The sequence below is a fragment of the Corynebacterium sp. LK14 genome, from assembly GCF_008042215.1.
GTDB classification, from domain to species: Bacteria; Actinomycetota; Actinomycetes; order Mycobacteriales; family Mycobacteriaceae; genus Corynebacterium; species Corynebacterium striatum.
Genome location: NZ_NOVQ01000006.1, coordinates 172,474 through 196,818, shown reverse-complemented (window position 1 = coordinate 196,818; position 24,345 = coordinate 172,474). Strand labels below are relative to the sequence as shown.

At 60.8% G+C, this 24,345-nt stretch carries 22 protein-coding genes; 14 read left to right on the top strand and 8 right to left on the bottom strand.

Annotated elements, in window-relative coordinates; translation table 11 throughout:
* Window positions 1–453: 453 nt before the first annotated feature.
* The 7 genes from CHU71_RS02200 to CHU71_RS02170 are packed head-to-tail and all read left to right on the top strand — an operon-like array spanning window position 454 to window position 8,202.
* On the top strand, window positions 454–3,459 hold the full coding sequence (locus CHU71_RS02200; protein WP_147760037.1) for a Na+/H+ antiporter subunit A: 3,006 nt from the start codon (window positions 454–456) through the stop codon (window positions 3,457–3,459).
* A gap of 2 nt (window positions 3,460–3,461) precedes the next feature.
* Window positions 3,462–3,962: a Na(+)/H(+) antiporter subunit C gene (locus CHU71_RS02195; RefSeq protein ID WP_005529829.1), complete on the top strand. Its 501-nt coding sequence runs from the start codon at window positions 3,462–3,464 to the stop codon at window positions 3,960–3,962.
* A complete protein-coding gene (locus CHU71_RS02190; RefSeq protein ID WP_110332875.1) occupies window positions 3,955–5,730 on the top strand; it encodes a Na+/H+ antiporter subunit D in 1,776 nt (591 codons plus the stop codon). The genes CHU71_RS02195 and CHU71_RS02190 overlap by 8 nt, the downstream gene beginning before the upstream one ends.
* Complete coding sequence (locus CHU71_RS02185) at window positions 5,727–6,245, top strand: Na+/H+ antiporter subunit E (RefSeq protein WP_147760036.1); 519 nt, start codon at window positions 5,727–5,729, stop codon at window positions 6,243–6,245. The genes CHU71_RS02190 and CHU71_RS02185 overlap by 4 nt, the downstream gene beginning before the upstream one ends.
* Window positions 6,245–6,520, top strand: a complete 276-nt coding sequence (locus CHU71_RS02180; protein ID WP_005529823.1) for a monovalent cation/H+ antiporter complex subunit F — start codon at window positions 6,245–6,247, stop codon at window positions 6,518–6,520. Before CHU71_RS02185 ends, CHU71_RS02180 begins: the two co-directional genes overlap by 1 nt.
* A complete protein-coding gene (locus CHU71_RS02175) occupies window positions 6,517–6,906 on the top strand; it encodes a monovalent cation/H(+) antiporter subunit G (RefSeq protein ID WP_005529821.1) in 390 nt (129 codons plus the stop codon). The genes CHU71_RS02180 and CHU71_RS02175 overlap by 4 nt, the downstream gene beginning before the upstream one ends.
* A gap of 6 nt (window positions 6,907–6,912) precedes the next feature.
* Window positions 6,913–8,202: a glycosyltransferase 87 family protein gene (locus CHU71_RS02170; protein ID WP_147760035.1), complete on the top strand. Its 1,290-nt coding sequence runs from the start codon at window positions 6,913–6,915 to the stop codon at window positions 8,200–8,202.
* A gap of 37 nt (window positions 8,203–8,239) precedes the next feature.
* Here the strand turns inward: CHU71_RS02170 and CHU71_RS02165 are convergent, their stop codons facing one another.
* From CHU71_RS02165 to CHU71_RS02155, 3 genes are all read right to left on the bottom strand, one after another.
* Window positions 8,240–9,385: a glutamate--cysteine ligase gene (locus tag CHU71_RS02165; RefSeq protein ID WP_147760034.1), complete on the bottom strand. Its 1,146-nt coding sequence runs from the start codon at window positions 9,383–9,385 to the stop codon at window positions 8,240–8,242.
* Between the two features lie 72 nt (window positions 9,386–9,457).
* Window positions 9,458–10,207, bottom strand: coding sequence for a LytR C-terminal domain-containing protein (locus tag CHU71_RS02160; RefSeq protein WP_147760033.1), 750 nt, complete (start codon window positions 10,205–10,207; stop codon window positions 9,458–9,460).
* A gap of 17 nt (window positions 10,208–10,224) precedes the next feature.
* Entirely contained in the window at window positions 10,225–10,506 is a 282-nt protein-coding gene (locus tag CHU71_RS02155) for a DUF3263 domain-containing protein (protein WP_172453817.1), read from the bottom strand.
* Here CHU71_RS02155 and CHU71_RS02150 point away from each other — a divergent pair.
* The 4 genes from CHU71_RS02150 to cls are packed head-to-tail and all read left to right on the top strand — an operon-like array spanning window position 10,505 to window position 14,466.
* Window positions 10,505–11,125: a peptide deformylase gene (locus CHU71_RS02150; RefSeq protein ID WP_147760032.1), complete on the top strand. Its 621-nt coding sequence runs from the start codon at window positions 10,505–10,507 to the stop codon at window positions 11,123–11,125. The genes CHU71_RS02155 and CHU71_RS02150 overlap by 2 nt on opposite strands.
* 32 nt (window positions 11,126–11,157) lie before the next feature.
* Window positions 11,158–12,168: a GNAT family N-acetyltransferase gene (locus CHU71_RS02145; protein WP_147760031.1), complete on the top strand. Its 1,011-nt coding sequence runs from the start codon at window positions 11,158–11,160 to the stop codon at window positions 12,166–12,168.
* Window positions 12,169–12,171: 3 nt separating this feature from the next.
* On the top strand, window positions 12,172–12,981 hold the full coding sequence (locus CHU71_RS02140) for an exodeoxyribonuclease III (RefSeq protein ID WP_147760030.1): 810 nt from the start codon (window positions 12,172–12,174) through the stop codon (window positions 12,979–12,981).
* A 15-nt stretch (window positions 12,982–12,996) separates the two neighbouring features.
* Window positions 12,997–14,466: a cardiolipin synthase gene (cls, locus tag CHU71_RS02135; protein ID WP_370450473.1), complete on the top strand. Its 1,470-nt coding sequence runs from the start codon at window positions 12,997–12,999 to the stop codon at window positions 14,464–14,466.
* A gap of 194 nt (window positions 14,467–14,660) precedes the next feature.
* Here cls and CHU71_RS02130 read toward each other — a convergent pair whose 3' ends face one another.
* Genes CHU71_RS02130 through CHU71_RS02115 form a run of 4 tightly spaced genes read right to left on the bottom strand, consistent with a single transcriptional unit; the run spans window position 14,661 to window position 18,105 of the window.
* Complete coding sequence (locus CHU71_RS02130) at window positions 14,661–15,827, bottom strand: multidrug effflux MFS transporter (RefSeq protein ID WP_147760029.1); 1,167 nt, start codon at window positions 15,825–15,827, stop codon at window positions 14,661–14,663.
* Window positions 15,824–16,594 carry an ABC transporter permease gene (locus CHU71_RS02125; RefSeq protein ID WP_005529801.1) on the bottom strand — a complete coding sequence of 257 codons (771 nt, stop codon included), beginning with the start codon at window positions 16,592–16,594 and terminating at the stop codon, window positions 15,824–15,826. The genes CHU71_RS02130 and CHU71_RS02125 overlap by 4 nt, the downstream gene beginning before the upstream one ends.
* Window positions 16,594–17,559: an ABC transporter ATP-binding protein gene (locus tag CHU71_RS02120; RefSeq protein WP_049063821.1), complete on the bottom strand. Its 966-nt coding sequence runs from the start codon at window positions 17,557–17,559 to the stop codon at window positions 16,594–16,596. The genes CHU71_RS02125 and CHU71_RS02120 overlap by 1 nt, the downstream gene beginning before the upstream one ends.
* A gap of 30 nt (window positions 17,560–17,589) precedes the next feature.
* A complete protein-coding gene (locus CHU71_RS02115; protein WP_147760028.1) occupies window positions 17,590–18,105 on the bottom strand; it encodes an NUDIX domain-containing protein in 516 nt (171 codons plus the stop codon).
* 83 nt (window positions 18,106–18,188) lie between these two features.
* On the opposite strand from CHU71_RS02115, the gene CHU71_RS02110 reads away from it, so the two are divergent.
* Genes CHU71_RS02110 through CHU71_RS02100 form a run of 3 tightly spaced genes read left to right on the top strand, consistent with a single transcriptional unit; the run spans window position 18,189 to window position 23,238 of the window.
* The gene (locus tag CHU71_RS02110) at window positions 18,189–19,670 is read left to right on the top strand and encodes a hypothetical protein (protein WP_239298307.1); all 1,482 of its coding nucleotides are present in this window, start codon (window positions 18,189–18,191) and stop codon (window positions 19,668–19,670) included.
* A complete protein-coding gene (locus CHU71_RS02105) occupies window positions 19,670–20,737 on the top strand; it encodes a glutamate ABC transporter substrate-binding protein (protein WP_147760027.1) in 1,068 nt (355 codons plus the stop codon). The genes CHU71_RS02110 and CHU71_RS02105 overlap by 1 nt, the downstream gene beginning before the upstream one ends.
* Window positions 20,734–23,238, top strand: a complete 2,505-nt coding sequence (locus tag CHU71_RS02100; protein ID WP_147760026.1) for a tetratricopeptide repeat protein — start codon at window positions 20,734–20,736, stop codon at window positions 23,236–23,238. The genes CHU71_RS02105 and CHU71_RS02100 overlap by 4 nt, the downstream gene beginning before the upstream one ends.
* Window positions 23,239–23,571: 333 nt before the next feature.
* On the opposite strand, the gene CHU71_RS02095 is transcribed toward CHU71_RS02100, so the two are convergent.
* On the bottom strand, window positions 23,572–24,324 hold the full coding sequence (locus CHU71_RS02095) for a hypothetical protein (protein WP_147760025.1): 753 nt from the start codon (window positions 24,322–24,324) through the stop codon (window positions 23,572–23,574).
* Window positions 24,325–24,345 lie beyond the last annotated feature (21 nt).

Below are 24,345 nucleotides of genomic sequence, written 5' to 3'. Positions count from 1 at the left end.
AAGTTAAGAGAGCAAAAGGTACTTTTATTTAAGGGGTACGCCATGACGGCGTGCCCCTGTGTGCTGCCAAACTAGCCCCATATATAACTGCCTCCTTAAAAATCTGTGACTTTTAGAAAATCGGCAGGTATAGTCGCCAGTATTGGCTGCGCCATTCGTGATGCGTCCCCCAAACCTGTTTTCTCCAATTTTCAACGCTTGCGGTGAATGCTTGGAGCATGACTTCCATACATCCACCCTTGCACCCTCGGCGTCAATGCGGTGAGAAAAGGGGGCGTTGACGCTGCCAGTGGCACCTTCCTAGGTTCCTTTCAAAGTGGTTCATTAACCGGCCAGATGCCTCTGCTTCGGCCCGCGATGAGTTCATCGGCGCATGCTTGAATTTGAATACATGTCACACGTGCGCCACTGTGTTCGTGCGGCTCCGAACGAGAAGGAGACCTGAGCCTAGCTGTGATAGCTGTCTTGAGTGCCTTGGTGCTGGCCACCATCATCGCGCCCTTCCTCATATTTTTTGTTGGCCGTCCTGCTTTTGGCGCACTCGCTATTGTCCCCGGCGCGGGCTTTTTCTGGGTCCTCAAACAACTCACCACCGGCGCCTTCCGTGACGGTGCCACGCTGCGCTACACCATGGAGTGGATGCCGGACGCGAACCTCAACGTCGATCTGCGCATGGACGCGCTCTCTGCCCTCTTTAGCCTCATCATTTTGGGCGTCGGCGCTTTGGTTCTGCTCTATTGCTGGGGTTACTTCGACCAGACTCCCCGGCGTCTGGCCATGTTTGGCTCCCAGATGGTCTGCTTTGCCACCGCGATGTATGGACTGGTCATCTCCGATAGCTTCCTGATGATGTACGTGTTCTGGGAAGTGACCTCCCTGCTGTCCTACCTCCTGGTGAGCTACTACGGCGAACGCGCCTCCTCGCGTCACGCCGCGCAGCAGGCGCTCATGGTCACCACCCTGGGCGGCCTCGCCATGCTCATGGGCATCATCCTGCTCGGCCGCCAAACGGGCACGTGGACGTTTAGTGAGATCGAGACTTTCGACCGCCTCGCCCAGACCCCGTACATCACGATTGCCATCGTGTTCATCTTGGCCGGCGCACTGAGTAAATCCGCCATCGCCCCCGCGCACTTCTGGCTGCCCGGCGCCATGGCCGCGCCGACGCCGGTCTCTGCCTACCTGCACTCCGCTGCGATGGTGAAGGCCGGTATCTACCTGGTTGCGCGCTTGGCACCGGAGTTCCACGAGGTGGCCACCTGGCATCTCGTCGTGCTGCCGCTTGGCACCTTAACGATGCTGTTGGGCGGTTGGATGGCCCTCAAGCAGCGCGACCTCAAGCTCATCTTGGCTTATGGCACCGTCTCGCAGTTGGGCTTCATCACCGCCATCGTGGCCATTGGCTCACGCGAGGCATTGCAGGCAGGCCTCGCGCTGACCTTTGCGCATTCCCTGTTCAAGGCTGCGCTGTTTATGATCGTTGGTGCCATCGACCATGCGTCGGGAACGCGCGACATCGACAAGCTCTCTGGCCTCGGCAAGGCAAAGCCCGGCCTATACCTGCTTGCCATCATCCCGGCACTGTCCATGGCGGGCATCCCTCCCCTGCTGGGCTTTGTGGCCAAGGAAGCCACGCTTGAAACCATCCTTCACGAGGAGCTGCTCGTTGGCATGCCACGCAACATGCTCTTGGTGGGCGTCGTCGTGGGCTCCATGCTGACCATGGCCTACGCGCTGCGCTTCCTGTGGGGCGCCTTCGCCACGAAGAAAGACGCTGCGGGCCAAAGCCGCGGCACTTCCGACGCCGTGGCCGACATGCATGCGCTCTCCCCGCTGTTGTGGATTCCGCCTGCGGGCCTCACGGCCCTGACCATCTTCTTCGGCGTCAATCCACAGCCGCTTTCCCTCGGCATCAACCAGCACCTCAACAACATCTTCGGCGCTGACGAGCACACCTACCTCGCTCTGTGGCACGGCTGGACAGTACCGCTGGGCATCTCCGTAGTCATCGTCGTGGCCGGTATCATCCTCCACTGGCAGCGCGCAGAACTGGCCAAGTGGCAGTTCCAGTACCCGGCTTTGGGCTCAGCAGACCAGGCCTACGACACCGTCATCAACAGCCTGCGTCAGCTCTCGCTGCACACCACCGCTTCCACGCAGCGCGGCTCCCTGCAGATGAACATGTCGATCATCTTCGCCACCCTCATGGTGCTGCCGGTCATCATGCTCATCCGCGGCGACCTCACCAACGTACGCATGATCGTGGCGGAAAACCCGTGGCAGATCGTTGCTGCGCTCATCATCATCGTCTGTGCTGTCGCTGCCACCGTGACGGACAATAGGCTGTCTGGCGTCATCATCGTTGGCGTCACCGGCTACGCACTGTCCTTCCTCTTTGCGCTGCATGGCGCACCTGACCTAGCCCTGACCCAGTTGCTCGTGGAGACCATCATCATGGTTTTGTTCATGCTGGTTCTGCGCCGCATGCCGGCTAATACCGAGTGGAAGCAGGACCCCAAGATGGGTCGCCTGCGCGCCTGGCTCGCGGTTGGCGTGGGCCTTACCGTGACGCTCGTGGGAATGTTTGCTATCAATGCCCGCCGCTCCAACCCCATTTCCGAGTTCATGCCGGAACTGGCCAAAGAAATCGGCCACGGCGCCAACGCCGTGAACGTACTGTTGGTGGACCTGCGCGCCTGGGATACCTTCGGCGAGATCACCGTGTTGGTTATCGCCGCCACGGGTATCGCATCGCTGATTTATCGCACCCAGTCCTTCACCCGCGACTCGCGCCGCCCCACCCTGCAGGTCACTGGGCGCCGCTGGCTGGCGGCAGGCGTGGAATCGGAACAGGCCCTCAACCGCTCCCTCATGGTGGATGTCGCCACGCGCCTGCTCTTCCCCTCGATGATCGCGCTCTCGCTGTACTTCTACTTCTCCGGCCACAATGCACCCGGCGGCGGCTTCGCCGGCGGCTTGGTCGCGGCGCTGGCTCTTATCCTGCGCTACCTGGCAGGTGGCCGTGCTGAGCTCGACGAGGCGCTACCCATCGACGGTGGGCGCACCATGGGCACCGGATTGCTCATCTCGGTGGGCTCGGTGGTTGTGCCGCTGGCCTTCAACCACCCGCCGTTGACCACCGGCTACACCAAGGTGGCGGTGCCGCTCATTGGCGATGTCTCGCTGCCCTCCGCGTTGGTCTTCGACGCGGGCGTCTACCTCATCGTGGTGGGCCTGACCTTGTACATCCTCAACTCGCTCGGCGGCAAGCTTGACGAGGAAGAGGAGATGCGTAAGCAGCGTGCCCGTGACCGTGCCCGCTCGCTCGCGCGCCGCCAGAAAGAACGAGCCTCCTCCCGTGAGAAGAACGCGGTGGGCGCCACGCGGGCGTCGTCAAGCGCAGCGCAACCCGATACCCCAAGCACAACGCAAGCCCACACTACCGGAAAGGAGAGCTAAGAATGGAAGCCAATCTGTTCCTTCTCCTCGCCGCAGGCGTGCTGTGCGGCTCTGGCGTGTACCTCATGCTTGACCGCGCCATGACCAAGATGCTGCTTGGCATTCTGCTGCTGGGCAATGGCGCCAACCTGCTGCTCCTGCAGGCCGGCGGGCAGGCTGGATCGCCGCCTATCGACGGCCGCGAGACCGCCCAATACGGTGAGAACATCGCGGACCCACTGGCCCAGGGCATGATCCTGACAGCCATCGTCATCTCCATGGCGCTGACAGGATTTATCCTGACTCTGGCCTACCGCCAGTACCGCTACCGCACCGCCGACGTCATTGAGGACGACGCGGAAGATACCGCAATCGCGGCCCTGGCCGCCCGCCCGGGCAACGCCGCCGCGGCCCCTGATCATGACGCATCCAACGATCCAGCCACCGGCCGCGCCACTAAGGAAGGCGACGCCTTTGGCCCAGCCTTCTTCGAGGAACCCGTAAAGGAGGCAAACGATGACTGAGACCCTGCTTCCGCTGGTTAGCTTCCTGCTTCCTTATACGGGCTTCCTCATCCCCATGCCCGTGGTCATCCCGGCGCTCGCCGCGGCCTTGTCGATGCTGTGCGCCCGCTTCCCCGGCGTCCAGCGCCAGATCGCATTCTTCTCTTTGCTTTTGCTGGCAGCGGTCAATGCGCTGCTGATCTTGATCGCCGACACCGCGGGCATTCAGACCCTGCAAGTCGGCGGCTGGGACGCACCCGTAGGCATCACGCTGGTGGCCGATCGCCTCTCCACGGTGATGCTCTTTACCTCGTCCGTGGTCTTGTTCTCAGTGATGTGGTACGCCATCTCGCAGGGTATTCGCGACGGTTCCAAGGACGAGCCCGTCGCCGTCTTCCTGCCGACGTACATGCTGCTGACTATGGGCGTGAATGTCTCCTTCTTGGCCGGTGATCTGTTCAACCTGTATGTGGGATTCGAGATCTTCCTCGTGGCCTCCTATGTGCTGCTCACACTGGGCGCCTCGCCCGCCCGCGTGCGTGCTGGCGTGGGCTACGTTATGGTCTCGATGGCCTCCTCTCTCATCTTCGTGCTCGCCCTCGCATATGTCTACGCGGCAGTGGGCACCATGAACATGGCGCAAATCGGCATGCGCATGGAGACCATCCCGGAGGGCACCCGTACGGCGATCTTCTCGGTGCTGCTCATCGCCTTCGGCATCAAGGCCGCTATCTTCCCGCTGGATGCCTGGCTGCCGGACTCCTATCCCACCGCGCCTTCCCTGGTCACGGCAGTCTTTGCGGGCTTGCTCACCAAGGTCGGAGTCTACGCCATCATTCGTGCGCGCACCTCCATCTTTACCGGCGGCGGCCTGGATCAGTTGCTCATGTGGGTAGCGCTGGCCACGATGCTCGTGGGTATCTTAGGTGCGATGGCGCAGTCTGACATCAAACGACTTTTGTCATTTACGCTGGTGAGCCACATCGGCTACATGATCTTTGGGGTGTCCCTCGGCACCGCACAGGGTCTGTCCGGCGCCATCTTCTACGCGGTACACCACATTCTGGTCCAGACCGCGCTCTTCCTGGTGGTGGGCCTCATCGAGCGCCAGGCGGGTACCTCCTCCCTGCGCCGCTTGGGCTCGCTGATTTACAGCGCCCCGCTCATCGCAATTTTGTACTTCATCCCGGCCATGAACCTGGGCGGCATCCCGCCATTTTCCGGCTTCCTCGGCAAGGTCATCTTGCTGCAGGCCGGCGCGAACGAGGGCTCATGGCAGGCCTGGGTCCTGATTGGCGGCGCGGTCCTGACCTCGCTGCTCACGCTCTACGTCATGGTTCTGGTGTGGGCTAAGGGATTCTTGCGCGACCGCGCCGATGCCCCAGAAGGCAACATGGCATTGGCGCACCCTTCGCCGCTTTCCGACGTCACGGATGTCATCGAGCTCGAAGAGCGCCAGGACGTGGGCAAGGTGCCTTTCGGCATGCTGGCTTCCACCTCCCTGTTGGTGCTGGCGTCAGTATCAATTACCTTCCTAGCCGGCCCTATTTCCGGTGTGACCAGCCGCGCGGCCGAGTCTGCGCAGGATGACACCATCTACCGCTATGCGGTGCTGGGCGACAACGCTGATAATCCTTCCCGAACGCTGGACCAGAAGGATCGATACAAAAACGACGCTGACTCCTTCGAGCAGCGCCGCTCCCCCATTGAGCAGCCGCAGCCCGGCGTCGATTCCGTGGCTCCCGCCGCACCCACCGGCGCACCAGAGAAGAAGGAGGGGCAGCGATGAAATTTTCTGGCATTCGCCACCGCTTCCGCCCGTGGTTCATAGCTTGGATCACCGCCATGTGGTGCCTGCTCATGGGCGAGGTCACCGTGGCCAACATCGTGGGTGGCTTGTTGGTAGGCCTCTTCGTGGTCTTAGCGCTACCACTTCCAAAGATGCCGATTTCCGGGGTGAAAGTCTCGTGGGGCAAGCTCGTCCTTTTCATGCTGCATTGGACGTGGGACCTTTTCCACGCTTCCCTGAAGGTGGGCTGGTTGGCGGTGCGCCCCCAGGAACCGCCCAAGACGGCGATTCTGGAATTGCCTATGCGCCTCGACAGCGAGTTCATCCTCTCCCTCGCGGTGAGCCTGTACAACCTGCAGCCGGGTGGAACCGTCACCGACATCGATATCGCGAACCGCATGCTGACTATCCACATTCTGGACGCGGAGTCGGAAGCCGAGATCGAAAAGGAGATTGCCAACGTGGCACAGCTCGAAGCATCCATGATTGAGATTTTTGAAAGGAGCCACCCCTGATGGATCCGCAGCTTTATGGCATTTTGCTCACCATCGCGGCAGGGCTTTTGGTGGTGGCGTTCTTGATCACTGTCTGGCGCATCATCGTGGGCCCCAACTCGCTGGATCGCCTGGTGGGTATGGATGGCCTCGTGGCCATGTTCCAGTGCGCGCTGGCCACTTATATTTGCTGGACGCTCAACACAACGGTGGTCTCAGCGATGCTAGTGGTGGCTCTGCTGGGCTTCATCTCCACTGTTTCGGTCACCAGGTTTAGAAAGAGGGACCCGCAATGAGCTATCACCTTTTCGCTGACGTCATCTCGATTGTCTTGATTCTCATCGGCTCCTTGCTCGTCCTCGCCGCAGCGATCGGCGTGGCGCGTTTCCCGGACACAATGTCACGCGTGCACGCCATTTCGAAGCCCCAAACCACCGGCTTGATTCTCACTATTCTCGGTGCGTTTTTCCGCGTCACAGGCTCCGATTCCTTCAGCGTGACTGAGCGTGGCGATTTAGGGATTTTATTGTTACTGGTACTCTTTGCAATGATCACCAGCCCGGTGACTGCACAGCGCACCTCACGAATTGCACGACGTGAAGGCCTGTACGGTACCGCTGAAAATATGTCTCGCAACGACAAGCCAGCGACTCGTTCAATGCGTCGGAAAAAGGATTCATAGAAGCTAATGCACAGAATGAAGAGAAAACAGGGCAAGAAGCTCTACGGTATGCCCACACTGTTGACTCTTTTACTGGCATTTACGGCTTTGGTGATTTACCGCTTCAGCATTTATCCCGGCCGCGACCGCGCTTTCTTTGGCAAGATCCCGTTCGACTTGAAGATCTACCAAATGGCGGGCAAGGATTTGAAAGCGGGAGGCCAGCTTTACGACGCCCCCTATATCCACGAGTTTCCCTTCACCTACCCGCCGTTTGCTGGCTGGTTTTTCGAATGGATGGCTGATTTCAGTGACCACGATCTCATGGTGATTTGGCAATGGGTCACGGGAATCGCCCTCTTCATTGTCATCATGCTTGTCATTCGCGAGCGTGGCTATCGGCTCGGGCCGCTGACCTGGCTGGTGGGAATTGCGTTGCTGGTTAGCAGTCTTGCTGCCGAACCAATCAACGGCACCTTTTACTACGGACAGATCAATATCCTGCTGATGTTCTTGGTGTCCCTGGATTTCCTCCTCCCCACCAAGCTCCGCCTGCCCGGAATCGGCATTGGTATTGCCGCTGGCATGAAGCTCACCCCGGCTTACATGGGCCTCGCGTTGCTCTTCCAGAAGCGCTGGTGGGCGGCCATTGGCTCCATTGCCGCTTTCGCAGTCACTATCGGCATCGGTGTTGCTTTCGTCCCCGACGCAATGGATTTCTGGACGGACAAGATTTTCAACTCCAACCGTATCGGGGAAGTCGATGCCCCAGGCGCTAAGTCCCTGCGTTCTGTCCTCGCCCGTCTCACTGGCGAAGACGATACCGCGCTGTGGTTGCTGGGCGTGGCCATCATTGTCATGGTGACCATGTTGGCACTGCGTACGGCGTGGATTCGAAAGAACAGCACCGCAGCCTTTGCTCTAACTGGCTTGAGCGCTTGCTTGGTTTCGCCTTTCTCCTGGTACCACCACTTCGTGTGGGTTGTGCCTTTCGGCATTTGGGTAATGCTGGCGGTCAACGAGGCCATCGGAACGCGTCTGCGCACAGTCTGGGGCGCGCAACTGGCCGCGGTAGCGTCCTTCCTGGTTCTGCTTATCGTGGAACTGCCTTTCGTGGCCGCACCGGTCTGGCTAGGGGGCTCCTCGCGCACCCTCGACGCATTGGAAACCTTCCAGCCATTGGCCTCCCTGGTGTGGCCACTAGCTTGCTTCCTCTACATCGCGGTGTACGCAATTTGGGGTTTCATGCCACAAAAGCACACCACCGAACTAGACGCTGCGCCTACGACCAGGATCCCTACCGTTCGCGTCAAGTAGCTTGCGCGCCGAAGCGCCGCCCCCGCGTTGAAGGGCGCTAATTGCGCTCCAACGGCTGGCGGTCCAGCATCTCCTGGCAGGTCGCCTCGACTACCTTTTGCCAGCTGCCGGTCTCTTCGTACAAGGCACGCTGACGCTCATAGCCTGCGCCATCATCGATAATTTCGTGGATAAGGGCCAGCTCCTCAGCGCAGCCCAACTCGCGGGCCAGCGGAGTTAGCTCCTCCACGAGGTCTGCCAGTTCATCCTTAATCCAGCGCTCATCCGTCTCGCGCGACGTAACCACCAAGGCATCCATGCCATAGCGCGCGCCGCGCCATTTATTCTCCGCCACGTGCCACGGCTGCAGAGTCGGCAGCTCCTCGCCGCGATCAATCATGCGGTCGTAGTGAACAACCAAGCAGTGAGTCAGTGCCACCACGGCGGAGAGCTCGCGCAGGTTGGAGGAGGCGTCGGAAATGCGCACCTCGACGGTGCCCCACTTGGAAGCCGGGCGGATGTCGAAATGCATCGAGCCGGTGTGGTTAATCACTCCCGAGATGGCCTGGTCCCGCATGTAGGACTGCCATTCTTCCCAGCTTTGGAACTGGTACGGCATGCCAGCGGTGGGCAGCTGCTGATAAAGCATCGTGCGGTTGGAGGCGTATCCGGTGTCAAGGCCCTCCCAAGCCGGGGAGCAGGCCGAAATTGCCAGCAGGTGCGGGTACTTGGTCATCAATGCGTTGATGATGGGCCAGACGCGATCCTCGTGGCGAATTCCTACGTGGACATGGGTGCCCCACAACAGCATCTGCTTGCCCCAGTACTGGGTGCGGTTGATGATTTCGGAATAGCTCTCCTTAGCGGAGACGGGGTTTTCACGAAAATCAGTGAAGGGGTGCCCACCCGAAGCCCATAACTTAACGCCCATCTCGTCGGCGGCGGCTCGGACGTGGGAAAGCTTGTGAGCAAGGTCAGCCACGGCTTCTGGAACCGTGTGGCAGATGCCGGTGACGAGCTCAACGGTGTTTTGGAGGAATTCCTTCTCCAAGTGAATCTCAGGCGCAGCGGCGCGGACGCGATCAATCAGTTCAGCGCCACGTGGCACGAGATCCCACGTGGTGGGGTCGACGAGAGCGACTTCCCACTCGACGCCCAGTGTGGGTTCAGCAGAACGGGCGAAGGACTCTTCCGGAGTATTCACCCGTTCAGTCTAACTTTCACAGTCACCATACTGGGCATTTAAATTTATATTGCTGCACTTATTCCTGCTGCACTAGGCCTGCGGAATTGCCAGCACAGCCACAACCGCGTTGCCCTTAGTGTAGTTTTCACCTAGCTCAGCTGGGTATTCTGCAACAGCGCCTTCTGGGACGGCAGTAGCGCCATAAAACTCGGCTGCAGTCTGGCGAGCCAGTGCCTCTGCGTCTTTGTCACCGGCTGGGTAGAAGACCATGGTCTGCGGGACGGTGAGGACGTCGCCAGGCAGGTTGCCCACCTCGCCCACCTTGAAGCCGCGGTCCTTGAGCTTGGTGGATTCCTCATCGGCATAGCCCGCGCGGCCCGAGTTGTTAAAGACGTTGACCGGAATATCTTTGGGCGCGCGCTTGGCAGCCTCGCCCTGGGCTCCATCTTGACCATCTCGATCTGCTGCATTTTCACCCTCGCCCGCCGCACCTGCGGCGGCTGGGTCGGAAGCCTGCGCAGACTCGCCCGGAGCCTGCTGAGCCGCGGATCCAGGTTTTCCGCCCTGTGCGCCCGGCTCGCCTTCTGCTGGAGCTGGGAGCGTGGCGGTCTCAGAGGCACCAGTTTGAGACGCGGTATCGCTAGCGTCCTCGGAGGTCAACTTGTACAGACCCCACATGCCGAGCATGACTGCAACGGCGATGAGCACCATCGCAAGGCCGCGTAGTGGCAGGCCGCTTGCTCCGCCGGCAGCAGCGCCGGTCGATGCACCAGAAGATGCATCGGTTGGGGCATCGGTAGGGGTGGATTCTGCCGAGTTATCTGAATTCACATTAGTCACAACAGTAACTCTAGCGTCTAGCTGTCGAAATCTGGGGCATTCCCCCTTGCGGCGCGCCGCACCTCTTCGCGCTGGTCACGCACCCGCCGCAAGCGCGCCACCAGCACCGGATAGGCCTCGGCGGCTGCGGGGGCGTCGAGAAGCACGTTCAAGCGCTGGTGATAGCGCACCGGTGAGATATCCAGCTGGGTGCGAATGGCCTCCTCCTTGGGTCCGATACCGCGCGGCGCGTGGGATTCGAACTCCAAGATGGCGGCGTCTAGGTCTGACAAGGAGTGCATGCCTAAACTGTAGGGCATGACTATTCGCCCCATCGTTATCCACGGCGACCCGGTTCTCCACAATCCCACCGAACCGGTCACTGAGCCCATCGATTCCCCGGAGCTCCAGGAGCTCATCGCGGACATGTACGAGACCATGGACGTCGCCCACGGCGTCGGCCTCGCTGCCAACCAGGTAGGCATCAACAAGCGCCTCTTCGTCTACCACTGCCCTGACACCGACGGCCCCGAAGGTACCGAGCTGCCGGCCGACAAGGCCGGCATGCGCAAGGGCTGCGTTATCAACCCGGTTTTGGAAACCTCCGAGATTCCTGAGGGCATGCCTGCCGACGACGGCTCCGAGGACGAGGGCTGCCTCTCCGTGCCGGGCGAGGGTTTCCCCACCGGCCGCGCCGACTGGGCACGCGTCACCGGCAAGGATGAACATGGAAATGACATCTCCATCGAGGGCTACGGCTTCTTCGCCCGTATGCTCCAGCACGAGACCGGCCACCTCGACGGTTTCGTCTACACCGACGTGCTCACCGGCCGTTTCAAGCGCCAGGCCAAGAAGATCATCAAGCGCAACGGGTGGACCGAGGCCGGCTGGACCTGGATGCCGGGCGAGGACGAAGATCCCTTCGGCCACGACGCGTAAATAGACTGCGCCCCTAATCGCCCTTAATCGACATGAGCTACATCTTCCGTTCTGACGCCGTCGAGGTCGGCGAGCGCGTCGTCGCCCGGCGCGAAATCGACGGCATGCACACCGACGTCATCGGCCACTTCCTCTCCCTCGATCCACTGGTCATCCGCCCCCAAGAAGTGGGCGGCTATCCCTCCTCGCTGGAAGCGGTGGAGATCCCGGCGGAGGAACTGAAGATCATCAAACGCCTGTCCCCGCGCATGGTCCGCAACTCCGACATCCGGGCCGTCGAGGTGGCCACCGCCGCAGCGTTCCCCGGAAAAGAACACACGTGGACCAAGGATGGGCAGTGGCTCATGCGCGCGGGTGACGGCGTGACTGGCCGCTCCAATTCCGCGGTTCCACTGGGTCCCTCGGCGGGCTTCACCCCGGTTCCGATGGACGAGATCGATGAGTTCTACGCCCGCCACGATCTCCCCACTCGCCTGGCTATTCCCGAGCGAATCGGCAAGCCTGCCGAGCGCCTCATCGCAGCGTATCCCGAGAACTGGGAACTAGAGCCCGAGGGCGTCGTCATGGTGCGACTACTCGAGGGAGACGTAGCTGGCGCGCCACTTCCAGAGGGCATCACCTTCCGCGTGGACGCGCAGCCAGACCAAGAGTGGCTCGACCTCTACCACTTCCGCGGCCAGGCACTGCCGCCTGAGGCGCTAGAGTATCTGCGCAGCCGCATCGACGGCACCATGGGATTTGGCCGCCTGCTCGCCCCGAGCGGCGAGACCATCGCGATCACCCGCGGCACCCTCACCGAGTCTGGCGACGGTACGGTGTGGTTAGGATTCTCTGCCGTCGAAGTCGCTGCTGCTTGGCGACGCCGCGGCCTCGGCACCGTCCTCGGTTCCCACATGTTGGGCTGGGGCAAAGACAACGGCGCGGAAAAGGCATACCTGCAGGTGGTGGCGTCGAATAGCGCGGGCGTGGCCATGTACGGCAAGCTCGGATTCATTGAACAGCATCGACATAGGTACGCCATGCGCAAAGGCGGTAACCTGTAGTCCATGCGCATAGCCACTTGGAACATCAACTCGGTCCGCACCCGCGTCCAGCGCGCGGTGGACCTGCTGGCGAAACACGACATTGACGTGCTCTGCCTGCAAGAAACCAAGGTTGCCGACGACAAATTCCCAGTCATGGACTTCGAGGCCGCGGGCTATCACGTAACTCACCATGGCCTGAACCAATGGAACGGCGTGGCCATCGTGTCCAAGTCGGAGCCGGAGGAGGTCTTTATCTCCTTCCCCGGCCAGCCGGGCTTTACCAAGGACCCAGAAAAACCACAGAATCTCGAGGCGCGTGCGGTGGGTGCGCGCATTCGCGGGGTGGAAATCTGGTCACTGTATGTGCCCAATGGCCGCGAAATCACCGACCGCCACTACGCCTACAAGCTGCAATTCCTCTACGCGCTGGCTCGCTACGCGGAGTCCCGCGCACAGCCGAAGCTGCTGCTTACGGGCGACTTCAACATCGCCCCACGCGACGAAGACGTGTGGGACATCGAGGCCTTCCGCGGTAAGACTCACGTCACCGAGCCGGAGCGCGCGGCATTCCAGATGCTCGAGGAGGCCGGCCTGGAGGAAGTGACACGACGCTTTACTGAGGAGCAGCGCTGGACCTACTTCGATTACAAGTCGCTGCGCTTCCAAAAGAACGAGGGCATGCGCATCGACTTCCAACTGGCGTCGCGGTCCTTGGCGGCCACGGTGCAGTCCGCACAGGTAGACATGGTTGAGCGAGCCGGGGATAAGACCTCGGACCACTGCTTGCTCTTGGCCGACTACGACCTCCCCGACTTCGACTCCGTGCGTTAGGAGCACTCCTCAGGCATGAACTTGGCGCTAAACATCGATCTGTCATTCTGGCAGCTGTTTTTCTTGATCCTCGATTACGGCATCAAGATCGTCGCCATCGGTTTCGTCCCTGAAGGCCGCCGCCCTTCCAGCTCCACGGCGTGGCTGCTGGCTATTTTGTTGCTGCCGCTCGTAGGCCTTCCGCTGTTCCTGCTCATGGGCTCGCCTTATATCAACAGGCGCCGGCACCGCATCCAGCAAGAAGCCAATGACCTGCTGGAAGACGTCACCGCGAATACTCCTAACCATCCGCGCGGCCGGCTCTCCCCAGAGGTCGAGTCTCTGATTACTCTCAACCGCAACCTGACGGGTTTCCCGGCGCTCATTGGACACAACAAGGGCATTTACAGCGACTATGCAGAAGCCATCGCGGCTATTTCTAGGGCGGTGGATAAGGCGGAAAAGTACGTCTACATCGAGATCTACATCCAGTCTTGGGACGAGGTCACCGACGTGTTCTACCAGGCGCTCAAGCGCGCCCGCGCCCGCGGCGTGGAGGTCAAGCTGCTCCTAGACCAAATTGGCAGCTTCAAGTACAAGGGCTACTGGGGTTTTGGCAAAAAGCTGACAGAAATCGGCGTCGAGTGGCACTTGATGCTGCCGCTGCAGCTGCACAAGTTCCGCTTCCGCCGCCCCGACCTGCGCAATCACCGCAAGCTAGTGGTGGTCGATGGCCACACTGGCTTCATCGGATCGATGAACATGATCAAGCGCAGCTATAAAACCAAAAATCGCTATTGGGTGGACTACATGGTGGAACTCACGGGGCCGGTGGTGACTTCATTGTCCGCGGTCTTTGCGGTGGACTGGTACCTGGAATCGGAGGAGGCGCTCTCGCTGGAGCCGTTGCCTTACGACGACGCACTCACCGACGACTCCAACTTCCTCCAGCTCATCCCGTCTGGTCCTGGTTACACCACGGAGCCGAACCTGCGAATGTTCAACTCTTTGGTGCACCACGCTAAAGACCGTTTGGTGATGGTCTCGCCTTACTTCGTACCGGACGAGTCCTTGCTCGAGGCGGTCACCACCGCGTGCTATCGCGACGTTGACGTGGAGCTTTATGTCTCGGCGAAAGCGGACCAGTTTATGGTCAACCACGCGCAGTCCTCCTATTACCAGACACTTTTGGAGGCGGGCGTGCGCATCTTCCAGTTCCCAGAGCCTTTCGTGCTGCACTCGAAGTTCATCATTGCGGACCCTGACCAGCCCGGCCGCGACCCGCTATGTATGTTCGGCTCCTCAAACATGGACATGCGCTCCTTCGGCCTGAATTACGAGTCCACCATGCTCGTGGCCAAGGGCAACTTGCTCGAGGATTTCAACCAGTTGGCGTCGAACTATCGCGCTGTGAGCCACGAGCTGACTTTGGCGGAATGGAACGAGCGCGGCTTTATCCGCCGCTATGTTGATAACGTGATGCGCTTGACTTCGGCGCTGCAGTAGCCGCGCGACGAGGCTCGCTTTCCCTCCCCGCTCTCGCTCCCTCCCTCCCGCTCCCTCTCGTTCCCGCAAATACCCAGCCCTAGCTACCCAGACCCTGAGGTCGCGGATCCGTCAACTCGGCGGCACCACGATCGCCACCTGCAGGTCTGGGTATCCGGGGCTGGGTGCTTGCAAAAGTGGCAGCAGGCGAGCCGCTAAGCGTGCTTGCGCAGGGCCGCGAAAGCACCGCACACAGCAATGGCCGAGCAGACCACCATGCCGATGCCCATCGTGAGGGCCGGATTATTGCCCAGACCCATCAACGGGCTAACCATGCCCGCCAAAATCGACTGCACAAAGCCGATAATCGCGGAAACCGAACCGGCCTTTTCGCGCATGAGCCCCGTAGCCAGCGCCGTAGCGTTGCCCATGATGAAGCCTGTCGGCGCGATGCAGCAGAAGAGAATCAACACCATAAGCCCCACCGGCGCACCGAGGAAAATAGCTAGGAAAAGCAAGAAGTTGCAGAACAAAGCTGCCCCGACGCCGATGCTGAGCATCGTCTTCGGAGCACGTTTATTAAGTGCCTTCGCATTCACGATGGTCAGGGCAAACATGCCCATGGAGTTCATCGCGAAGATGAGCGAGTAGCTCGTCGCACTAAAGCCCCACTGCTGCTGCAAGACGAACGAGGAGGCCGATATGTACGAGAACAAAGCACAGAATCCAAAGGCCACCGTGACCAAGAATCCCCAGAAACGCCCATTGCGCATCACGGTCAGGTAATTGCCGATGACCGTGCGAAGCAAATGGTCATGCGGGCGGCCGCCGGCGGTCTCCGGGACGACCAGAATCGCCAGCACGAACTGCAGTGCATGCAGGCCTGTAAGCACCCAGAAGATGCCGCGCCAGCCAATCGGTTCGGCCAGGAAGCCGCCCATGACCGGCGCCAACGCAGGCGCGATACCCTGCAGCGCCATGAGCAGCGAATAGGCCTTCGCAGCCGCCGCGCCAGTCAGCAGGTCCGGCACCACGGCACGCGAGAGCACCACGCAGGCACCGCCACCCAAACCTTGGAAGACACGCGCGGCAATCAAGACGGCGATGCTCGGGGCGAGTGCCGCCACTGCCGACGCCGCCAAAGCCACGCCCGCGCCGAGGATGAGGAGGCGCTTGCGGCCGACGGCGTCGGAAAGCGGGCCGATCACCAGCTGCCCCACGCCCATTCCGATGAAGAAGCCAGTGAGGGTTAACTGCACCGCTGCGCGCGTAGTTTCCAGGTCAGAAACAATTGCCGGCATGACCGGCAAGTACATATCAGTAGCAAAAGGCGCTGTTGCAGACAACAGCGCCAAGGTAGCCAGGAGAGGCAGTGGGATCATGCGTCGCGTTTTTCAAGCACGAAGACACCCAGTATCCACAGGATCGCAGCCCACGCAATGAAGACGATCGCGCTGCCCGTGGAGGAATCCCACGGCGCATTTTCAGCAACTGAGTCGGATGCCCAGCTGTTGAAGGCCGAGAAAGGCATGAAGTGGATGATGTCGTCGCCGATCTTGGGCAAGACGCGAACAACGTTCTCAATACCCAGGTACAGGATGAGGGACAAAGCAACAGTGCCGGCAGTCTGACGCAGCAGCCAGCCTAGGCCTTGGACAAAGATGGTAACCAAGAAGCTGAGCAGCGGGAACATCCACAGGGAACGCTTACCAGCATCCTCTTTGAAAGGCTCGTAAAGTTCCTTCACAGAGTCCGGCGCTAGCATCTCCGAGAGGAAGTAGATCAGCACCAGAGCCAAGAACATGATTACGGCCGCAATAACGCCGTACAAGAGCACCTTCACTAAAGCCACGATGCTGCGGTTAGGGTTTGACATGTACACGGTGGATTGCAGGCCGAAGCGATACTCAGTAGTAACCACCATGATGGCTTGAATCATGATGATCGGGATAACCAGCGCCAAGAGGATGGAGTTCATTCCCTGCGCCGTGAGCGGGCTGACGGGGAAGGCCGGATCTACTTCGGGCGCATTGAGGGAGTTAAGCAGCGCCCAACCGATCGACAGGATGAAAATGAGGCCGGTGGTCCAGTAGAAGGACTTCGTAGTGCAAAGCTTGGTCCACTCGGCGCGCAGGGTGTTAACAAACATTAGTTCTGCTCCTCCTGTGCGATGTTTTGGTTGGTTGCCGGAGCACCTGGGGTGCTGGCATGGTACTGCACGTCTTCGCCGGTCATCTGCATAAATGCATCCTCCAGGGAAGCACGTTTCAGGCTGAGCTCATTAAGCGGGACGCCCGTGGAGTACGCCAACTGGCCGATGAAGTCAGTGCTTTGGTCCTCGATGATGAACGTATTGCGGCCTTCTTCGTCGGTGCTGGTGCGGAAGGAAACGTTTGCCTCGCGCAGAGCGCCGCCGAATTCCTCGAGGTGGTCGGAACGCACGATGACGGAAGACTGTGAGTGCTCCTTCACGAAGTCATACGTGGACTGGTTTGCCACCAAGCGGCCGCGGCCAATGACCACGAGGTGGTCAGCCGTCAGAGACATCTCGGAAAGAAGATGGGAGGAAATCAGCACGGTACGGCCCTCAGCTGCGAGTGCGCGCACCAAGGAGCGCACCCAGCGAATGCCTTCTGGGTCGAGGCCGTTAACCGGCTCGTCGAGGATGAGGATTCCCGGGTCACCCAACAGGGCACCTGCCAAGCCGAGGCGCTGGCCCATACCGAGGGAGAAGCCGCCGGCCTTTTTACCGGCGACGTCGGAAAGCCCGACCAGCCCTAGGACTTCCTCCACGCGCTTGGTAGGGATTCCATTGGACTGTGCCATCCACTTCAGGTGGTTGGCGGCGGTGCGGTTGGGGTGCACTGCCTTGGCGTCGAGCAGCGCACCGACCTCCCGCAGCGGGTTCTTCAGCTCGCGGTAGGTCTTGCCGTTAATACGGGCCTGGCCCGCCGTGGGGCTATCCAGGCCTAGAATCATGCGCATGGTCGTCGACTTACCCGCACCGTTCGGACCTAGAAAGCCGGTCACAATGCCTGGCTCCACCTTAAAGGTGAGGTCATCTACTGCACGGACAGACTTATATTGTTTTGTCAGTCCCTCAACTTCAATCATGCTGTCAAGGGTGCCATAGTTTTCTGGCAGTTACCTGCGTAGCCCCTCGATTTGTTTTAGCAGAGCCGGAAAAGCCTGCCGAAATGCCCCCAACAGAGGTAATTTTTCCACCTCTCCTAGCGGCACCCAGCGCAGCTCATTGGATTCCTCGTTTGCTTCCACGGCAAGCGGCTGGCCGCTGCGGGTCCGTCCAATGACCGTGGTGTAGGTCCAGTTGCCCGGCAGCCCACCCGCGGGAGGGAAAGGCCCAGAGGTCACGCAGGAGCAAAGCACCTCGACGTCGGCAGGCGCGATGGCGCATTCCTCGAAGGTCTCACGCAAGGCGGCTTCCTCGGGGGTCTCGTGTAAATCGCGCGCTCCGCCTGGGATTCCCCAAGTTCCGCCGTGGTTGGTCCACTCGGCGCGGTGTTGAAGAAGGACTTTATCGCCGGCTAGAAGAAACAGCCCAGCCGCACCGAACTTACCCCACAGCTTGCTTCCTCCTGGGCCTGCGGCCCAGCCATCCCCGCTGATGTGTGTTTCTTCTCTCGCCGTCATGCCGCCCATCCTACGGGGCAGCGCCCTGCACCGCCTCCAAATGTGGTGGCGTGCATCACCAAAGCGTCTTTATTCTGCGCTATTCTAAGGGAATGACTGGCACAGGGTTGGAGGGCGTCGCACGTCCGGGCGAGCGTGCCGCCACGCATCCGGATGATGCGGCGAGGGATCATCACGATCATCCTGCTGACCACTGGCTGGATGAAGTAACCGAGCCAGCCGCTCCTGCTTTCAGCAACGCTACCCAACTGGCCATGAGCTCTTTTGTCGGCCCGGCGCGCTTGGTACGCCGCCTGTATCACTTCGCCGTCACCACGCCAGGCAAGCTCTTTACCGTGACGCTGATCCTCACCGTGGCGTTGGCCGCCGCAGGCTTGTCGATGTCGAATACTTCCGCCAATCGCCACGCGGCCTTAGACGATCTGCTCAACTCCACAGAGCCAATGTCGAATGCGGCGCACCATCTCTATACCAACCTCTCGCTGGCTGACACCGTGGCCACCACGGGCTTCGTGCAAGCTGGCGTGGAGTCAGAGGCTAACCGCGAGCGCTATAACGAAGCCATCGACGCGGCCTCCGTGGCCGCCACTCAGTCAGTCCTCGGTACCAATAGCGATGACGCCCGCATCCGCGAGCTGGTGACCTACATCCAGCGCGAGCTGCCCGTATATACCGCGCTCGTGGAGAAGGCCCGCACCAACCACAGGGCTGGCAACGCGGTGGCGAACTCCTATATGTCCAATGCGTCTTCCCTGATGCGCGACAAAATCCTGCCGGCGGCCTCCGAACTATTTTCGCTTACCTCCGCCAAGGTCAAGGAACAGCAGCAGCGCCTGACCAGCCCTCAATGGGTGCCGCTTTCTGGCCTGGTGGCAGCACTCTCCTTCCTCCTCATCGCGCAATGGTGGTTGTGGCGGCTAACGCGCCGCCGCTTCAACCGCGGCTTCCTCACCGCCAGCGTGCTGCTCTTCCTGGCGCTCACGTGGGCTTCGGCCGCCAACTTTGCCACGTGGAGTTCTGGCTACCACGGCTTTGAGACAGTCTCGCGCCCGTGGGATTCGCTCACTGCTTCCCGAATTGAAGCGCAGCAGACTCGCACTTCTGAGACGCTGGCGCTGGTCCTGCGTTCCTCGGAGTCTGACATGTCGGTGCGTTTTAGTTCGACGTTGTATTCCATTTCTAACGCCCTCGAGGACTACGAAGCCGCGCTTGCCGACGACGATATCCCCATCAACGATCCTGCGCTTCTGCCCGCCGCCAAGCAGGCCGCGCAGGAGTGGGAGGACTCGCACGAGGAGTTCATGAATGCGCTTGCCGACGGCGACTATGACAAGGCGATCTACGAAGCCACTGTGAGCACGCCCAATGGATCGCCAACGGCCGCTAGCGCTTTCGACGACGTGGATAATTCTTTGGCGGGTCTGATCAGTGAGGCCCGCGTGTCCATGCGGTCCTATTTGGAGCAGGGGCTCAACGCTATGACCATGGTTTCCACTATGGTGTTCTTGCTGACCAGCGGCGCCATCATCGCAGTGTGGCTGGGTATCCGCCCTCGACTCCAGGAGTACCTCTAATGACTTCGAAGTTTCGGCGACTACTACTGGCTACTACCGCGGCGTGCACGGTGGCGTTGGTGGGGGCGACGTCGTGTAGCATGCCCCATCGCTTGACCCCACAACAGGATGAGAAGGCGATCCCGCAGGCCTCCTTGGACTCAGAGGCAGGGCCGCCTTTGCCCGACAACTCGATCTGGGAAGGCGCTGGCAGCATAGAGCCGCACCCACGCACGAAGGTGCCGGTGACTGGCACCTACCGGCCGGATGACAAGACTCCGCGTGAGCGCATTCCCGATATTTACAAGCGCGGACGCATCATCGTAGGCGTAGACCGCTCCAACAATCTGATGAGCTACCGCGACACAGCTTCCGGCGAGGTCCGCGGCTTTGAGGTGGACATCGCGCGGGAAATCGCCCGCGACATCTTTGACGATCCAAATAAGGTGGATTTCCGTTTCGTGGAGTCCTCGGAGCGCACCTCAGCGCTGAACGAGCGCAGCGTGGATATTGTAATTCGCACGATGTCCATTAGCGCCGAGCGCCAGCGCGAGGTGGCCTTCTCCACGCCGTATATGACCACCAAGACCAAGCTTTTGGTGCTCAGCAGTTCGGGCATTCGCTCCATCGACGACACCGCAGGCAAGACGCTGTGCGCGGTGCAGGGCTCCACCATCGTGGACACGGTGCGTCGCGAGGCAAGCACGTCGAACATCCTGCAGACCCGCTCGTGGGGCGATTGCTTGATGGCCCTACAACTCAACCAGATCGACGGCGTGGTGGCTGATGACGCCCTATTGTCTGGAATGCTGGCGCAGGACTCCTATACCTCCATCGTGGGGGCGCCACTCACTAGCGAGGATTACGGCGTGGCAGTGCGCAAGCCCGATAGCTTCTACGATTCCAAGCCGTTGCTACGTCAGGTTAACTCCACGCTGGAGCGCATCCGCCAGGACGGCACCTGGGATAAACTCTTTGCCACGTGGCTGGGTGACTATCTAGAAAGGCCAACGCTGCCCGCACCGAATTACTTGCCGGAGGAAGAAAGCTCCAACGACGCCGACGCTACAAAGGAGGCGCAGCGATGAGTCCTACGCATGGCCATAGCTTCAGCGAGGACGAGCTCGATCACCTCGAGCCGGAGACGCTAGAAGATCCCGCAACAGGTGCGGCGGTTGACACTGACGCGGCAAACCCCGGCACGGCTTTAAATGCCGATAACGCAGAGCCTGCCACGCAAGCGGTGCCATACGACCCCTTTGCGGACGAAGACGAGGTAGGAACCTCGGCAGTTGCCTTCGATCCTGTCGCTGACGAGGACGACGAATCTGACGAGGGCGCCGATGTTGCAGGAACCTACACCGACCCCGACAACATTGCGGCTCTCATCGCGGAGCTGGGACAACTACGCGATCGTCGCAAGCAGGAGCAACAAGAAGATGCTTCGCAACGCTCGCGGCGCCAAGCCTTGGATACGTTCCGCCAGCGCCGCGCCGCCAAGCGCACCGACCGCGAGGTGGCCGACGGAATGGCCACCCTGCCCTTCATCGTGCCGGGCAACCCCACTGCCGCGCTCATCGACCCAACCAAAGAAAACGTCGCTCCACCGCAGCTTTCCCCGGGCGATATCGTAGCCGGGCAATACGAGATTTTGGGCGTTATTGCACACGGCGGTCTGGGCTGGATTTACCTGGCCAACGACCACTTCGTCTCTGGGCGCATCGTCGTCCTAAAAGGCATGCAGTCGGAGAAGTCGGCCGACGAAACCGCCACCGCCGAAGTCGAGCGCGAGTTCCTAGCGGACATCACACACCCGGGAATCGTGAAGATTTTCAACTTCGTCGATGACGAGCGCGTCGACGGTGGCTTTATCGTCATGGAGTACGTCGGCGGCCCTTCTCTCCAGCAACGCCGCAACGACCAGAAGGACCGACTTTTCCCAGTAGACACGGCCATCGCCTACATTCTGGAACTGCTGCCGGCGTTGGACTACCTGCACGCCCGCGGCGTGGTCTACAACGACTTGAAGCCTTCCAACATCATCGTCACCGAGGACCAAGTCAAGCTCATTGACCTGGGCGCGGTCTCGGGTATTGGAGCTTTCGGGCATATCTACGGAACTAAGGGTTTCCAAGCCCCCGAGATCGTCAAGTCTGGCCCGTCGGTGGCCTCGGATATTTACACCATCGGCCGCACGCTGGCCTGCCTGACCATTACGCTTCCGCAGGAAGACGGCGTCTACTTGCCGGGGCTTCCCTCCCCTACCGATGAGCCTTTGCTGCGCCGCTATCTTTCCTTCTATCGCCTGCTGCAGCGCGCCACCGACCCTGACCCGGCCAAGCGCTTCCAGAGCGTTGCGCAGCTGCGCGACCAGCTTTACGGCGTGCTCCGCGAGGTCATCGCCCTGCGCGACGGAATCCAGCATCCTGCACAGCACTCGCTGTTTTCGCCGCAACGTACGACTTTTGGCACCAAGCACTTGGTTTTCCGCACTGACCAGCTCATCGACGGTATTGAGCGCACGGTGCGCATCACCGCGCCCGAGGTAGTCTCCGCCTTGCCTACCCCGCTGGTTGACCGCTCCGACGTCGGCGCCGCGCTCCTCCAAGGTGCTTCCTACACCGAGCCGCAGGAAGCGTTGGAGACGCTGCGCCAGGCAATGCAGGCCCCAGAATACGAGAAGTCCGCGGAGATTCCGCTCGGCGTGGTGCGCTCGATGATCGACCTGGGTTATACCGGCCAGGCCTGCGAGTGGCTGGCCTCCATTGAGGACAAGCTCGGTAAAGACTGGCGCTTCCAGTGGTATTCGGGCGTCGCAGTGCTGCTTCTCGACGACTTCCGCGCCGCCCAGGTGCACTTCTCCAACGTGCTCAACCTGCTGCCTGGCGAGCCCGCGCCGAAGCTGGCCATCGCCGCCATCAACGAGCTGATTCTGCAGGAGCTCGGTTATGAGGAAGCATCGCTTATCGACGCCGCTGTGGCTCGCGCATGTGCCAACCTCACGACGTCGCTAGCGGACCTCCCCGCGGAAGCTTTCGCTGACCAGCCTGGAATCTGGGACCACGTGACGGATGACCCGGCGCACCTGCGTTTCAACTCGATGCGCTTGTACGGCATCGTGTGGGCCACCAATCCGACTACGGTGTCCTCCGCGTTTGGGCTGGCGCGCCAGCTGCGCGCTGAGCAGCAGATTGAACTGGCCGTGGCCACTTTGGACCGCGTACCCAACGCATCGCGCCACCATCGCATGGCGCGACTGACCACAATTCTGCAGCTGGTGCTCCATGATCTCACGGAGTCCCGCATCCGCCGCGCGGCCCACCGCCTGGAGGAGATCCCGCAGAACGAACCACGCTTCTTGCAGGTCAAGGCGGCAGTTATCTCGGCCGGCCTCAACTTCCTGCGCGATTCCAACCTCGATGCAGCGGCCTCCCCCAACGACCTCTTCGAGTTCGCCTTCACGCAGCGCGGCCTGCGCTACGGCTTGGCCGATACTCTGCGTGCCCTGGCCCGGCAAGCCCCCTTCGCGCGGCACCGCTATGCGCTGGTGGACCTGGCGAACCAGGTGCGCCCGGTGACGATGTTCTAGGCCGCGCGCCATTCGCCCGGCCTCTCGCCGCGGCCCGCCAGGCGGCCCTGCCTTCCGCCATGGATGCCTTTCCAAATGGTGAGGTCAACCGCTACAAACGTCACCTCAACAGCCAGCACCAGCCCCAACAACTAACGCTGGCCCCACTAGCCACATCGCGACCTCACCATTTGGCTATTCGCGTCGTGCCTCAGCCCAAATGGTGAGGACCACATGGTGAGGTGAGCAATCTCCAGCCCCAGCAGACAACGCCAGTCACAGTAGTTACAGCTCGACCTCACCATCTAGACCAGCTACCTACAAATGGTGAGGAGCCCTGGCGAGAAAAAGCGCCTACGCCTGGCGCACCACTTGCTGCAGTACCCGCTCACGGCCAGACACCCAAGTTGCCCGCAGCTCTGCGAGGAACTTCTGCGGCTGATGAAACAGCTCAGTCGAAGTCACACGGAATACCGTGTAACCGGCATTCTGCAATCTCACCTCGCGGCGACGCTCTTCCACGATTACCCGCCGGGTATCCGAGTCATAGGTTGCGCCGTCATACTTCACGGCTCCATCAATTTCCAATACCAGCCAACCATCAATCAGAACATCAACGCGAACACTGGGAATCACCCAGACTTGCTGTTGGATGGAATGACCCATCTTTGCGTGTGCCAATAACGCGATGCATAATGCCTCGTAGGGCGACTCGCATTGACCAGAAAGAAGCGATATAGCTCGTCGCGCTTCAGCGATATCTTTGACCCGCCCCATAGTTGCGAGGCAATCCATAGCCATAGCCTTGGCAGCCTCGACATCGAGTTCAGGATGCATCCGAAACCATGATTCGAGTGCCACGAAGCCGCGAATCCAGCCTTCGAAGCGCGCGACATCCAACGCGGCGCGCAAAGCAGACGTGACGCGAACGCCCTGCACCTTCTCGACCATAGAATCTGGCAGACGCATCTTCTTGTAACTTCGGCCGTGGCCCCAGTCTCTCCGCGGTGGCATAACGCCAGAGCGCAGAGCGAGCGTCACCGGCTCCTCGCCGCACCGCGGCGGGAGGACCCACAGCCCATGCACCCGCGCCGCCGAAACTCCCACGAGTACCGCCCGCCTAGCACT

Bases quoted from the DNA above. Each gene is read 5' to 3' on its own strand.
- CHU71_RS02195 (WP_005529829.1), top strand. From the start codon at position 3,462: ATGGAAGCCAATCTGTTCCTTCTCCTCGCCGCAGGCGTGCTGTGCGGC.
- CHU71_RS02190 (WP_110332875.1), top strand. From the start codon at position 3,955: ATGACTGAGACCCTGCTTCCGCTGGTTAGCTTCCTGCTTCCTTATACG.
- CHU71_RS02185 (WP_147760036.1), top strand. From the start codon at position 5,727: ATGAAATTTTCTGGCATTCGCCACCGCTTCCGCCCGTGGTTCATAGCT.
- CHU71_RS02180 (WP_005529823.1), top strand. From the start codon at position 6,245: ATGGATCCGCAGCTTTATGGCATTTTGCTCACCATCGCGGCAGGGCTT.
- CHU71_RS02175 (WP_005529821.1), top strand. From the start codon at position 6,517: ATGAGCTATCACCTTTTCGCTGACGTCATCTCGATTGTCTTGATTCTC.
- CHU71_RS02170 (WP_147760035.1), top strand. From the start codon at position 6,913: ATGCACAGAATGAAGAGAAAACAGGGCAAGAAGCTCTACGGTATGCCC.
- CHU71_RS02150 (WP_147760032.1), top strand. From the start codon at position 10,505: ATGACTATTCGCCCCATCGTTATCCACGGCGACCCGGTTCTCCACAAT.
- CHU71_RS02155 (WP_172453817.1), bottom strand. From the start codon at position 10,506: ATGCCCTACAGTTTAGGCATGCACTCCTTGTCAGACCTAGACGCCGCC.
- CHU71_RS02145 (WP_147760031.1), top strand. From the start codon at position 11,158: ATGAGCTACATCTTCCGTTCTGACGCCGTCGAGGTCGGCGAGCGCGTC.
- CHU71_RS02140 (WP_147760030.1), top strand. From the start codon at position 12,172: ATGCGCATAGCCACTTGGAACATCAACTCGGTCCGCACCCGCGTCCAG.
- cls (WP_370450473.1), top strand. From the start codon at position 12,997: ATGAACTTGGCGCTAAACATCGATCTGTCATTCTGGCAGCTGTTTTTC.
- CHU71_RS02130 (WP_147760029.1), bottom strand. From the start codon at position 15,827: ATGATCCCACTGCCTCTCCTGGCTACCTTGGCGCTGTTGTCTGCAACA.
- CHU71_RS02125 (WP_005529801.1), bottom strand. From the start codon at position 16,594: ATGTTTGTTAACACCCTGCGCGCCGAGTGGACCAAGCTTTGCACTACG.
- CHU71_RS02120 (WP_049063821.1), bottom strand. From the start codon at position 17,559: ATGATTGAAGTTGAGGGACTGACAAAACAATATAAGTCTGTCCGTGCA.
- CHU71_RS02115 (WP_147760028.1), bottom strand. From the start codon at position 18,105: ATGGGCGGCATGACGGCGAGAGAAGAAACACACATCAGCGGGGATGGC.
- CHU71_RS02110 (WP_239298307.1), top strand. From the start codon at position 18,189: ATGACTGGCACAGGGTTGGAGGGCGTCGCACGTCCGGGCGAGCGTGCC.
- CHU71_RS02105 (WP_147760027.1), top strand. From the start codon at position 19,670: ATGACTTCGAAGTTTCGGCGACTACTACTGGCTACTACCGCGGCGTGC.
- CHU71_RS02100 (WP_147760026.1), top strand. From the start codon at position 20,734: ATGAGTCCTACGCATGGCCATAGCTTCAGCGAGGACGAGCTCGATCAC.